The sequence below is a fragment of the Chelonobacter oris genome (assembly GCF_000772535.1).
GTDB lineage: Bacteria > Pseudomonadota > Gammaproteobacteria > Enterobacterales > Pasteurellaceae > Chelonobacter > Chelonobacter oris.
Genome location: NZ_JSUM01000006.1, coordinates 172,323 through 184,722, shown reverse-complemented (window position 1 = coordinate 184,722; position 12,400 = coordinate 172,323). Strand labels below are relative to the sequence as shown.

12 protein-coding genes are annotated in these 12,400 nt (G+C 46.6%); 3 read left to right on the top strand and 9 right to left on the bottom strand.

Annotated features, from left to right (window positions below; all coding sequences use genetic code 11):
* Positions 1-49: 49 nt before the first annotated feature.
* Positions 50-1,054, bottom strand: coding sequence for a TRAP transporter substrate-binding protein (locus OA57_RS05110; protein ID WP_034614301.1), 1,005 nt, complete (start codon positions 1,052-1,054; stop codon positions 50-52).
* A 243-nt stretch (positions 1,055-1,297) separates the two neighbouring features.
* On the opposite strand from OA57_RS05110, the gene mprA reads away from it, so the two are divergent.
* On the top strand, positions 1,298-1,789 hold the full coding sequence (gene mprA, locus OA57_RS05105) for a transcriptional repressor MprA (RefSeq protein WP_034614298.1): 492 nt from the start codon (positions 1,298-1,300) through the stop codon (positions 1,787-1,789).
* A gap of 58 nt (positions 1,790-1,847) precedes the next feature.
* Here the strand turns inward: mprA and OA57_RS05100 are convergent, their stop codons facing one another.
* The 5 genes from OA57_RS05100 to sstT form a co-directional block, all read right to left on the bottom strand.
* A complete protein-coding gene (locus OA57_RS05100) occupies positions 1,848-2,435 on the bottom strand; it encodes an NAD(P)H-dependent oxidoreductase (protein ID WP_034614296.1) in 588 nt (195 codons plus the stop codon).
* Between the two features lie 6 nt (positions 2,436-2,441).
* Positions 2,442-2,891 (bottom strand): NfeD family protein, encoded by a 450-nt coding sequence (locus tag OA57_RS05095; protein ID WP_034614293.1) that lies wholly within the window; start codon positions 2,889-2,891, stop codon positions 2,442-2,444.
* A gap of 21 nt (positions 2,892-2,912) precedes the next feature.
* A complete protein-coding gene (locus tag OA57_RS05090; RefSeq protein ID WP_034614291.1) occupies positions 2,913-3,830 on the bottom strand; it encodes an SPFH domain-containing protein in 918 nt (305 codons plus the stop codon).
* Positions 3,831-3,868: 38 nt separating this feature from the next.
* Entirely contained in the window at positions 3,869-5,329 is a 1,461-nt protein-coding gene (gene modF, locus OA57_RS05085; RefSeq protein ID WP_034614288.1) for a molybdate ABC transporter ATP-binding protein ModF, read from the bottom strand.
* Positions 5,330-5,416: 87 nt separating this feature from the next.
* Positions 5,417-6,676, bottom strand: coding sequence for a serine/threonine transporter SstT (gene sstT / locus OA57_RS05080; RefSeq protein ID WP_034614276.1), 1,260 nt, complete (start codon positions 6,674-6,676; stop codon positions 5,417-5,419).
* A gap of 348 nt (positions 6,677-7,024) precedes the next feature.
* Between sstT and OA57_RS05075 the strand changes: the two genes are divergently transcribed.
* Positions 7,025-7,474: a LexA family protein gene (locus tag OA57_RS05075; RefSeq protein ID WP_052122381.1), complete on the top strand. Its 450-nt coding sequence runs from the start codon at positions 7,025-7,027 to the stop codon at positions 7,472-7,474.
* Positions 7,475-7,605: 131 nt separating this feature from the next.
* Positions 7,606-9,465, top strand: a complete 1,860-nt coding sequence (locus tag OA57_RS05070; protein ID WP_034614274.1) for an SLC13 family permease — start codon at positions 7,606-7,608, stop codon at positions 9,463-9,465.
* Between the two features lie 89 nt (positions 9,466-9,554).
* Here the strand turns inward: OA57_RS05070 and groL are convergent, their stop codons facing one another.
* The 3 genes from groL to OA57_RS05055 all read right to left on the bottom strand — a co-directional run bounded on the left by groL (position 9,555) and on the right by OA57_RS05055 (position 12,253).
* Complete coding sequence (gene groL, locus OA57_RS05065; RefSeq protein ID WP_034614271.1) at positions 9,555-11,195, bottom strand: chaperonin GroEL; 1,641 nt, start codon at positions 11,193-11,195, stop codon at positions 9,555-9,557.
* 46 nt (positions 11,196-11,241) lie between these two features.
* Entirely contained in the window at positions 11,242-11,532 is a 291-nt protein-coding gene (locus OA57_RS05060; protein WP_034614268.1) for a co-chaperone GroES, read from the bottom strand.
* A gap of 217 nt (positions 11,533-11,749) precedes the next feature.
* On the bottom strand, positions 11,750-12,253 hold the full coding sequence (locus OA57_RS05055; protein ID WP_235424634.1) for an FxsA family protein: 504 nt from the start codon (positions 12,251-12,253) through the stop codon (positions 11,750-11,752).
* Between the last annotated feature and the right edge of the window lie 147 nt (positions 12,254-12,400).

Here is a 12,400-nt window from a genome sequence, read left to right as displayed (position 1 = left end):
ACGAGATGCGGAGAAAGTGCGGTCGGAAACCGCACTTTGAACGGGAAGATTACGGTTGATTGGAGGCTTCGGCGGCTTGAATGAGTTCGGCACCGATAGACGCTTCGAATTTTTTCCAGACCGGACGCATCGCTTCACGCCATTGCGCCCTTTCTTCCGGGGTTAAATAAATGATTTTGGTTGTTTTGGCATCGAGAATTTTTTGTTTGTCGGCAAGATTGAATTCGTGAGATTTCTTGTTCACTTCATCACTGACCTGCATCATGATTTCGCTTAAGCCGGTGCGCAATTCAGCCGGCAAGCCTTCCCAGAATTTGGTATTGACGATAACCATGTAAGACAACAGCCCATGGTTGGATTCCGTAATGTATTTTTGTACTTCATGAATTTTTTGCGAATAGATGTTGGAATACGGGTTTTCCGCACCGTTAACCACACCGGTTTGCAAACCCTGATACATTTCACTGAATGCCATTTTACGCGGTACGGCGTTCAGCTGCTTGAACTGAGCATCCAGCACTTCCGAATTTTGTACCCGGAATTTCAGACCGCGGGCGTCTCTCGGCACTCTTAACGCTTTGTTGGCGGAAAGCTGTTTCAGATCGTTGTTCCAATATCCCAGTCCGGTAATGCCTTTGTCGCTCATACTGTTAAGCAGGCTTTTGCCGGCTTCGCTTTTTTCGAAACGTTCTACCGAATTGATGTCGTCAAACAGGAACGGCAAGTCGAATAACTGGATTTGCGGTGCATATTTGTCGAATTTCGCTAAAGACGGAGCCAACATTTGTACATTGTTCAATAATAAGGCTTCCATTTCTTTACCGTCACCGTATAGTGAGGAGTTGGAATAGACTTCGACTTTGACTTGGTTCGGGTATTTTTCTTCAACCAATTTTTTAAACAGCAGGGCACCTTGACCTTTTGGGGTTTCATCAGCCACTACATGCGAGAATTTGATCACAATCGGATCAGCCGCAAACGCATTTGCAGAAACCAGCAGTGCAAGTGCGCCGGCAGAAGAAAGGATTTTGAAGAGGGTATTCTGTAGTTTCATGGGATGATCCTCTGGTTTATCGTTGATGAAAGCGTGAAAACAGCCATTTCAAGATAAGCAATCATAACATGTTAGTAAAACGGTATTTTACGAAATGTTGATCTGCTTCACACAAATTAAACAATTTGTTTACATTTTTCAGAAGGTAATCTTTACCGGGAAAGAAAATACGCTTTCCTGCTTTTATAATAACTATTGTTACTATAAAATAATCGGACTATGTAGAAATGAGAGGAAGTATTTATGCGAAATTTTGCCGAGATAGAAGCGTCAATCAAACAATGTGCCCAATCGGAGCCGGATTTGCCGTTGGACAAAGTGTTATTAATCCGGTTATTGCTGCACTCTGCCAGCGGTTATTTGGAGCATCGCAGCCGTTTGCTGAAAGACTGGGATTTGAATGATACGCTGTTTATGGCGCTGGTGGTCTTGTATACCCAGCAGGAACATACGATTCAACCTTCGAAATTGAGCAGTATTTTGGGATCTTCGCGCACCAATGCTACTCGCATATCTGATGAACTGGTGAGTAGAAACTGGATTGAGCGGGTTGTCAGTGATGCGGATCGCCGTTGTTTCGAATTAAAATTAACCGACAAAGGTAAAGCGTTTATCAAAGAGCGGTTGCCGCAGCAGTGGCGCAATATTCATGCGGTTTTTGAGGGGATTTCTGAGGAGGAAATGCAACAATTATCGACGATTTTGTATAAAATTATTGCCAATGTCAGTAGTTGATTGATTTGCATGAGCCTGTTTCCAATCCTGCCGGAAAGCGCCGGCAGGGATTATGCAGTTACGACGACAGATTTTGTCGGGTTATTTCTGCCGCTTGCTGCAACAGCTTTTGTCGGGCGGCTTGATCGATAATGTGAATCTCGTCAAAAATCGTATGTTGAATATCGCTAATGCCGCAATAATTAAACAGCCCGTCCACCAGCATATCCTTGATTGATTTGTCGAAACCGCACTTTTGATATTCCGCCAGACGGCTGCCGATTAATACGAATTGGCACAGTCTTTTGCCATTGAGCAAGCCTTGTGAAATGCCGTTTTCGGTTTTATAGGCAAAGCCGTGGGTCAGCACCCGATCCAGATAGCCTTTCAGAATAGCGGGAAAACCCATCCACCATAACGGGTAAACCAGTGTGATCAGATCCGCTTGCCGAATCAGTTCCTGTTCATGGCGGATTTCTGCCGCCACAATGCCTTGGTAGGAGCCTTGCAACTCTTCGTATGACAAAATCGGGTCGAAACCCATGCGGTATAAATCGCGTATCGTGCAGTCATAACCGCACTTTTTACTTACTGCCGTGATTGAATCAACCACGGCTTTGGTGAAGCTGTGCAGATTGGGGTGGGCATAAATAATCAAATGCTGCATTTTGTACTATCCTGATATTTTTTCAACATTGAGGGTAATACCGTTGATTGAGGTGACTTTAACCACGTCGCCGTTTTGCAGGTTCTCCCCTTTAATGCGCCAAGTGGTATCGCCAAAGTGCGCACGCCCGATATGGTTTTGCTGTATTTCGGTAACAATGCCCTGCTGACCCAACATTGCAATGCCGCGCTGATTAAGTGCGGTATGCGGATCTTCCTGCTGATCTTTACGATGTTGGTAGCGCCACCAGATTAAACCGGCAATGACGGCCAGGCCGGCAAAGATAATCCAATCCCAAGCAACGGGAATGTTCAGCATACTGTTCAGTATCCCGACGATAAAAGCGGCGAGCCCCCACCAAAGCAGAAAAATACCCGGAATAACGGCTTCACCAATCAGCAGGACAAAGCCTAAAATCAACCAATACCAAAACACCCATGTGCTGAACCATTCCATTGACGACCTCGCTTGCCTGCGCTATTTGGTGGTTTTCAATAATTCGCTGATCCCTGCAATCGAGCCGATCAGATTGCCGGCTTCCAGCGGCATTAACACTACTTTGCTGTTTTCTGCTTGTCCGATTTTTTGTAGCGCTTCGGTATATTTTTGCGCAATAAAATAATTAATCGCTTTGGTGTCGCCCTGTGCAATAGCGTCAGAGACCATTTGTGTAGCTTTTGCTTCGGCTTCGGCGGCACGTTCACGGGCTTCGGCCTGTAAGAATGCTTCCTGTCTTTCCCCTTCGGCTTGCAGAATGCGTGATTGTTTGTCCCCTTCGGCACGTAAAATAGCTGCTTGGCGCACGCCTTCCGCTTCCAGAATATCGGCACGTTTATTCCGTTCTGCTTTCATCTGGGCGTTCATCGAATCGATTAACTCCTTCGGCGGGCGGACATCACGGATTTCAATACGGGTGACTTTCACTCCCCACGGATTGGTCGCTTCATCAACGATAGTCAGCAGACGGCTATTGATGGAGTCACGCTGCGACAACATTTCGTCCAGCTCCATCGAGCCGAGAACCGTCCGAATATTGGTCAGGGTCAGATTGATAATCGCTTGTTCCAGATGGTTGACTTCATACGCCGCATTACGCGCATCGACCACCTGTACGAAACAGACTGCATCAATCGAGACATTGGCGTTGTCTTTGGAAATAACTTCTTGCGACGGAATATCCAACACCTGTTCCATCATATTGATTTTGCGACCGACCCTGTCGATAAACGGCACGATAAAATTCAGACCCGGCGTTAAGGTACGGGTATAGCGACCGAAACGTTCGATCGTCCAGTGGTATCCTTGCGATACGGTTTTTAGGGCTGAAAACAGCGTAAAAATAATGAACAGTACAAAAAACAGGGCGACAAGCGGCAGTCCGTCCAGAAATTCCATGTATTGGTTCCTCCCTACTGGGTTATTGATAATTGGATTTATTGCGTCTCGCTTTGATAATAATCGTAAGTTTCACCATTTGCAATAAATTCAAAAGTGCGGTTAATGCATTTCGGTTGGTCTTCTAAGTGGTGTGAGACAAACAGCAACTGTGTTCGGCTATTGTCGATCAACTGCCCGATAAATGTCAGAACTAAATGCCGATTAATGCCGTCCAATCCCATCAACGGCTCGTCCAAAATCAAAACCGGCGGATGTTTCACCATTGCACGCACAATCAGCAGTAACCGTTGTTGCCCCCAAGAAAGCGAACGAAAAGGCTTATCGGCAAATTGCCGCATTTTGATTCGCTCCAACCATTGCAGTGCATTGATGCGGATACTGTCGGGGATTGTTTGGTAGATGCCGATGGAGTCAAAATAACCGGAAGCAATCACCGCTAATGCATTGCAGTTGACCCGATAATCGAGATGAAACTGATTGCTGAGAAAACCGATTTTTTGCTTGATTTCCCATACGGTTTCACCACTACCGCGCTGTTTACCGAAAATTTTCACCCGATTGCTGAATGCCTGCGGGTGATCACCGTTGATAAGCGCAAGTAAAGTTGATTTTCCGCAACCGTTCGGGCCTTTAACCCACCAGTTTTCGCCCGGTTTGACTTGCCAGTTTAATCCGTTAAGAATGATTTTGTCGCCGTAGCGTACGTTGATATTTTGCAGATCAAAAACCGTATTCAGCCCGTCAGGCAATTTCGGCGACGGCTCTGCGGCATCAGGAACGGGCTGCCGAACCGCACTTTCGGCGGCACGCAATTGCCGGAACACCGGGCTGGCGCTTATCTCGGCGGCATTTGCCTGCAACAGCAGGCGGCAATTATCCAACATCGCGATACTGTCGGCTTGCGCCGGAATATCGTCCAGTCGGTTAATGATCAGAATGACGGTCATCTGTCGGCATAAATCCGACAATAGCTGCTGCCAGTAACATTGCGAGGCGTGATCCAAACCTTCGAACGGTTCGTCCAGAATCAATAGCTGCGGACGGCTGAATAGGGCTTTGGCAAGTAATACTTTACGCCCTTCACCGGTGGACAGTAGTTTGAACGGTCGGTTCAGCAGGGCGGTTATCTTCAATGTTTGCGCCAGCGAATTCAAGCCGCTTGAATCCTGCCGCTCTTCCAAAATCAGTTCGGCGGCGGTTTTCCCGTGATAATCCGGATCAACGCAGTCATTATTCAGATCGCGATAAATTTGTTCGATAATCTGTTGCTGTTGTTCAAAAGAGAGCAGAGCGATGTGTTCAAAATGGTTGCGGTAGCCGCCTTGATAAGGCGCTTTGTTCTGCGCCAGAAATTTGGCCAATGTGCTTTTACCGCTGCCGTTATGTCCGACGATGACCGCAAATTCATTCGGTTTGATTTGAAAATCGGCGATTTTTAAAAACAATCGATTGGTAATTTTGATCTCGGCTTGCTGTAATTGAATGGCGGTTTGCATGGCTTTCCTTGTGTGTTTTGGGCGGATAAAAAAGCGAATCCGTTTTTCATGATCGGATTCGCTTGATAAATCGGAAACAGGTGGAAATTAACCGTTTTTGCGTTGTTCCGCAAGATCCGCTGCCGCCGTGAACACCACGTCGGTAGAGGAGTTCAACGCGGTTTCGACCGAATCTTGAATTACCCCGATAATAAAGCCGACACCGATAACCTGAACGGCAATATCATTCGGAATACCGAACAGGCTGCATGCCAACGGAATCAAAAGCAGTGAACCGCCGGCAACACCGGACGCACCACAGGCACAGATACTGGCGACGACACTCAGTAAAAGTGCGGTGCCGAAACTGACTTCGATGCCCAATGTGGCAACCGCTGCTAATGTCAGCACAGTGACGGTGATCGCAGCGCCTGCCATGTTGATGGTCGCACCGAGCGGAATAGAGACCGAATAAATTTCTTCATTCAGGTTAAGGCGTTTCGCCAAGTTCATATTGACCGGAATATTGGCGGCGGAACTGCGAGTGAAGAAAGCCGTCAAACCGCTTTCACGCACGGCGGTCCATACTAACGGATATGGGTTTTTACGGGTGTGCCAGAACACCAGAATCGGGTTGATAATAAAGGCGACAAACAGCATGGAGCCAACCAACACATACAGCAGGCGGGCATAAGCGCCCAATTCTTCCAGCCCTTTGTCGGCCATTGCCGCTGCAACCAGGCCGAATACCCCGAACGGTGCAAAGGCAATCACCACTTTCACAATCATGGTAACGGCTTCCGCCAACTCATGAATAATACGTTTGGTGCTTTCGGAAGCGTGGCGTAAAGCAATCCCCAGCCCGATGGCCCAAGCCAGAATGCCGATATAATTCGCATTGAATAGCGCCTGAATCGGATTGTCGACAATATTCATTAACACGGTGATGACGACGTCACTGACATTTTGCGGCGGGCTAAGCTCCGAACTGCCGGTAACCAGAGTTAAATGGGTCGGGAACAGGAAGCTGGCGATAACGGCAACGAGCGCTGCTAAAAATGTGCCGAGAATATACAGGATGACGATCGATTTCATCGCTTTGCTGCTGTGATCGGCATTACTCGGTTTACGGTTGGCAATGGCGGATAACACCAAAATGAAAACCAGAATCGGCGCGATGGCGCGCAAACCGCGAACAAACAGCGTTCCTAAAATAGTCACACTTTCGGCGAGGTTGAATCCTAAGGTTGGTGATAAAGGCTGAGCGATTAAACCGACGATGATCCCGAGCACAAGGCCGATCGCAATCTTGGTAATCAAACTTCCTTGAAACAAGAGTTTGGTTAAAAAGTGATTTGAGTTACTCATAGTGTTCTTCTTTTTATGGTGAATGAAATGGTAGTTTTACCGGTTAAATATGTCATCTCGGTCAGGAGATTCCGCCTAAGATTAGCGCAAAATTTTCAAGAATAAAACAGAAAATTAAAAAAAGCGTGATTTTAATATGGTTATATCTGTTTTTAGTGAATTTTTTTATCTATTCGTTAATAAAGTTGCAGAATAATCATGATGATATTCAAGGGATTTTATGATCACGGGATCTTTTTTCGGATCGGTATAAAAACAGCTTGAAAGCTGTATAAAAAAACAGTATAAATAACTGTATAAAAAAACAGTATTGTGCGGTGGCAGTTTCAAGTAAACGGAGGCAGCGAAATGTATAACAGTATAAATAAAAGTGCGGGTGGCGGTTACTCCTATCAGCCAATGCCGTTGTATGACGATTATCATCAGTCCAGTTTTCATTTTGATCAAAAAAGTGCGGTTCAATATAAAATGGACTTGAATTTATATTGTATTAAAAAACCTAAACACACTTTTTTTATGCGAGTGAAAAATCCTAACCTGACATCATGGGGTATTGAACAGGGGGATATGCTGGTGATCGAAGAAAATTCTTCGATTAACCCCGGCGATCTGGTGGTGATTGAACAGGACGGCGGTTTGCAGCTGTATGAGTTTTTTTCGGTACAGCAGAATAAATTGGTCTTTTTTTCGCTCGATTCCAGATGCGGTAATTTGCAGGTGGATTCCTTAGACGAACTGGCATTACGCGGCGTAGTGACCAATACAATCCACCAATTGCGCGGTAAAAACGCAGCTTGATATTATCGGCAAAAAGAGTAAACAATCGGTTTTTAATATCAGCATACTTTATGTGATTTCGGCTCAATCCGTGTTGGCTTCTGTGATATAGTAAAGCAGCAAAAAGCAGAGACAAGGAGCAGAGTATAATTATGGAGTTTTGGGCGCGGATTTTACCCGTTAATCCACAGTTGTCGTGGGTGTTGCTGCTGTTATTGATTGCAGTTTGGCAATTTATGACAAATAAATTGCGCATTGATGCGATTGCATTACTGGTGATGATTGCATTCAGTCTGAGCGGTATCCTGACGGTGCAAGAAATTTTAGCAGGTTTCAGCGATCCGAATATTATTCTGATAGCGCTGTTGTTTGTTGTCGGGGAAGGGCTGCTTCGCACCGGGGTGGCTTATCAGGTCAGCGAATGGCTGATTAAAGTCGCCAACAACAACGAGGTCAAAATTCTTATTTTGTTAATGGTGGCGGTTGCAGGACTAGGGGCATTTATGAGTTCGACCGGCATTGTCGCCATTTTTATCCCGGTGGTGCTTGCGATTTGCAGCCAAATGAATATCTCCCCTAAACGTTTGATGATGCCGCTCAGTATTGCCGGTCTCATCAGCGGTATGATGACGTTGATTGCCACACCGCCGAATTTGATTGCTAATGCCGAATTGGTACGGGCGGGGCAGCCGGCACTGAGCTTTTTTACTTTTACGCCGATTGGATTGATGGTACTGGTGTTGGGAATCGGGTATATGCTGGTCGTACGCCGTTTGTTGGATAGCAGCGACAGCGCCGATAAAACGAAAGCCAACTATAACCGCACTTCGATGAACGATCTTATCGTCAATTACCGGCTGCAAGGGCGCTCCAAACAGGCGTTGATTATGCCGGATTCTCCGTTAATCGGTAAAACGCTGGACGAACTGCATCTACATTCAAAATATAATATTTTAGTCGTTGCGGTCGAGCGTTGGCGCCGAATCCGCCATATTGTGGTAACGGCTTCCGCGTTGACGGAATTGCGTGAAAAAGACATTCTGCTGTTAGATATTGCCGATAAGGAGTTGGACTGGCTCTCTTTTTGTGAAGAATACAAATTAAAACCGATGGCGGTGCGCGGCAACTATTTCAGTGAAAAATCCAAATCGGTCGGTATGGCGGAGATATCGCCGATTCCGGAAAGCCCCAATTTGGGCAAAACCATTCGCAATATTCAGTTTCAAAATAAGTACGGGTTGATTGTCGCCGGTGTCAAACGCGGCAACAAGCTGATTAATACCGAATTGGGAGACGTGGAAATCAGCACCGGAGATCAATATCTGGTGATCGGGGAATGGAAGCAGATTAATGAATTGCGCAGCAGCAATCAGGATTTTTTTATGCTGAATTACCCGAGTGAAATTGATCAGGTGGCGCCGGCGTTAACACAAGCGCCGCACGCAATTTTATCGGTTATCACCATGGTGGCATTAATGGTGACGGGAATGGTACCGAATGTTATTGCGGCACTGATTGCCTGCATGATGATGGCGAAATTCCGCTGTATTGATGCGCAAAGCGCTTATAATTCGGTACATTGGCCCAGCCTGATTTTGATTGTCGGCATGATGCCGTTTGCCATTGCATTGGATAAAACCGGTGGAATCGGTTTGGCGGTTAGCGGATTATTGGATCTGGTCGGCGATTGGGGGATTCATGCGATTTTAGTCAGCCTGTTTATACTGTGCGCCTCGGTCGGTTTATTTATTTCCAATACGGCGACTGCGATTTTGATGACCCCGATTGCAGTTGCTTTGGCACATGAGTTGAATGCTTCACCGTTGCCGTTTGTGATCACGGTTGCGGTTGCCGCCTCAGCCGCTTTTATGACGCCGGTTTCTTCACCGGTGAATACCATGGTGCTTGGCCCGGGCGGTTATAAATTCTCGGATTTTCTAAAAATCGGCGTGCCGTTTACGGTTATCGTAATGATCGCCACTGTGTTGGTAGTCCCGATTTTATTCGGCTGATGAACCGCAAAAATAGACAGTTATAAACAAGAAAAACCCGATAATGATTGCATTATCGGGTTTATTTCATCGGCTGAAAGTGCGGTTTATTACATCATGCCGCCCATTCCACCCATGCCGCCCATTCCGGCACCCATATCAGGCGCTTCGGCTTTCGGCAGTTCGGTGACCATACATTCGGTTGTGATCATCAGACCGGCAATCGAAGCGGCGAATTGCAGCGCAGAACGGGTTACTTTGGTTGGATCCAAAATACCCATTTCAACCATATCGCCGTACACTTCGGTTGACGCATTGTAACCGTAGTTGCCTTCACCGTCTTTCACGTTACGTGCCACAACAGAGGCTTCTTCGCCGGCATTGTTGACGATTTGACGCAATGGCGCTTCCATTGCACGCAGTGCCAGTTTGATTCCCACATTTTGTTCTTCGTTGTCACCGGTCAGTTCGGCCAGTTTTGCCGCAACACGCACCAGTGCCACGCCACCGCCGGCAACCACGCCTTCTTCTACCGCAGCACGGGTCGCGTGCAGGGCATCTTCAACACGGGCTTTTTTCTCTTTCATTTCGACTTCGGTTGCCGCGCCGACTTTGATTACAGCAACACCGCCGGCCAGTTTGGCGACACGTTCTTGTAATTTCTCACGGTCGTAGTCTGAAGAAGACTCTTCGATTTGTTGGCGAATTTGTGCCACACGGCCGCTGATTTGAGCTTGATCACCGATACCGTCGATAATCGTGGTATTGTCTTTGGTGATGACAACACGTTTAGCTTGACCCAATTCTTCGATAGTGGCTTTTTCCAGTTCCATGCCGATTTCTTCGGAAATCACAGTACCGGCAGTCAATACCGCAATATCTTGCAGCATGGCTTTACGGCGATCACCGAAGCCCGGCGCTTTCACTGCAGCAACTTTGACGATACCGCGCATGGTGTTGACCACTAAGGTCGCCAGTGCTTCGCCTTCCACATCTTCCGCCACGATAAACAGTGGTTTACCGGCTTTAGCAACGGCTTCTAAAATGGGTAATAATTCACGGATATTGGAGATTTTTTTATCAACCAGTAAAATATACGGGTTTTCCAGCTCGGCGCTGCCGGTTTCCGGTTTATTGATGAAGTAAGGGGAGAGGTAACCACGGTCGAACTGCATACCTTCAACCACATTTAATTCATCTTCCAGCCCGCTGCCGTCTTCGACGGTGATCACGCCTTCTTTACCTACTTTATCCATCGCTTCGGCAATCAGTTTACCGACAATCGTGTCAGAGTTGGCAGAGATCGTGCCGACTTGTTCGATTGCTTTGGAATCGGCACAAGGGACGGATAATTTTTTCAATTCTTCTACGGCGGCGACAACGGCTTTGTCAATACCGCGTTTTAAATCCATCGGGTTCATACCGGCGGCAACGGCTTTCAGGCCTTCATTGACAATGGCTTGCGCCAGTACGGTTGCGGTGGTGGTGCCGTCACCGGCGGCATCGTTGGCTTTGGATGCGACTTCTTTCACCATTTGAGCGCCCATGTTTTCGAATTTGTCTTCCAATTCGATTTCACGTGCAACGGAAACCCCGTCTTTGGTGATGGTCGGTGCGCCGAACGCTTTGTCCAATACGACATTACGGCCTTTAGGCCCCAGTGTGACTTTTACGGCGTCTGCCAATACGTTCACCCCTTGTAACATTTTTACGCGGGCGTCGTTACCAAATTTTACATCTTTTGCTGCCATGTTATATTCCTTTTATTACAAATAGTTATACTAAAAATAAAAACGCTTATTCGACAATTGCCAGAATATCGTTTTCAGAAATAATCAAGACTTCTTCGCCATCGATTTTTTCGTTTTTCACACCATAGCCTTCATTGAAAATCACGGTGTCACCGACTTTGACATCTAACGGCTGTACGCTGCCGTTTTCCAGAATGCGACCTTTGCCCACGGCCAGAACTTTGGCACGGGTAGATTTGGTTGCAGCCGAGCCGGTCAGCACAATGCCGCCCGCAGAACGGGTTTCAACTTCTTCGCGTTTGATAATGACACGATCATGTAACGGACGAATATTCATCTCATTTTTCTCCTGATTTATGGTTGGTAGAACAATCAAAAACAGCCCTTGAACCTGATTAAAAAAGCCAAGTGCGGTTTAATAAACAAGTGACATCTTTATATGGGCAAGCCGTTTCGGTTTCAAGGGGGTAAAGCGCAATTTTTTTACTCGAAAAGCAGAATCAGCCCGCTAGTTTAAACGAATAACCTTCGTGTTGCCCGATATGCCGAACGGATTACGGCAAGCGTTTGTTTTCATCGACTTTTTTATCGTATTCGGCTTCAAATACAGTGCCGTCTTCTGTGTTTGCTTGAGATTGACGACGCCCAAAGCCGCTGACAAAGGCAAACGATTTTATTTTATTGGCGAGCACTTTTTCCAGAAAGCGAGCGGTAATCGGTAGTAAGAGGATAATCGCCAACAGATCACTCACTAATCCCGGAATCACGAACAGTATACCGGCAAGCAGCCAAAGTGCGGCTTGAAACAGGCTGTGTGTCGGCATTTCGCCTTTGGCAAGTTGCTGTTGAATCCGAATCATGGTGTACCAGCCGCGCAGACGTATCAATATGATGCCGATAAGTGAGGAGAGAATCAGCAGCAAAATCAGCGGGAAAACGCCGACGGCACTGCCGATCGTCACCAAGAGCGAGAGTTCCAGATAAACATAGATGCCGAAAACGGCAAATAGAATCAATAGCGGCACGGTCGTTACCTCGTCATTATTATCCAAACACAAAACTTAATCCTTATATTGGGGATTAAACCGCACTTTTCAAGGTGTGGGTGATCCTATTCGGATTAGAAAAAGTAATGTATGCAATCAATTTATATCCAATGATCAAAATTTTTAAAGGGCTAGAATGGTGGGTAACAGGTGCTGAAT

Excerpts from the sequence above, each read along its gene's own strand:
- OA57_RS05090 (WP_034614291.1), bottom strand. The coding sequence starts at position 3,830 with ATGGAATTTCTGGACGGACTGCCGCTTGTCGCCCTGTTTTTTGTACTG.
- sstT (WP_034614276.1), bottom strand. The coding sequence starts at position 6,676 with ATGAGTAACTCAAATCACTTTTTAACCAAACTCTTGTTTCAAGGAAGT.
- OA57_RS05075 (WP_052122381.1), top strand. The coding sequence starts at position 7,025 with ATGTATAACAGTATAAATAAAAGTGCGGGTGGCGGTTACTCCTATCAG.
- OA57_RS05095 (WP_034614293.1), bottom strand. The coding sequence starts at position 2,891 with ATGGAATGGTTCAGCACATGGGTGTTTTGGTATTGGTTGATTTTAGGC.
- modF (WP_034614288.1), bottom strand. The coding sequence starts at position 5,329 with ATGCAAACCGCCATTCAATTACAGCAAGCCGAGATCAAAATTACCAAT.
- groL (WP_034614271.1), bottom strand. The coding sequence starts at position 11,195 with ATGGCAGCAAAAGATGTAAAATTTGGTAACGACGCCCGCGTAAAAATG.
- OA57_RS05110 (WP_034614301.1), bottom strand. The coding sequence starts at position 1,054 with ATGAAACTACAGAATACCCTCTTCAAAATCCTTTCTTCTGCCGGCGCA.
- OA57_RS05100 (WP_034614296.1), bottom strand. The coding sequence starts at position 2,435 with ATGCAGCATTTGATTATTTATGCCCACCCCAATCTGCACAGCTTCACC.
- OA57_RS05060 (WP_034614268.1), bottom strand. The coding sequence starts at position 11,532 with ATGAATATTCGTCCGTTACATGATCGTGTCATTATCAAACGCGAAGAA.
- OA57_RS05070 (WP_034614274.1), top strand. The coding sequence starts at position 7,606 with ATGGAGTTTTGGGCGCGGATTTTACCCGTTAATCCACAGTTGTCGTGG.
- mprA (WP_034614298.1), top strand. The coding sequence starts at position 1,298 with ATGCGAAATTTTGCCGAGATAGAAGCGTCAATCAAACAATGTGCCCAA.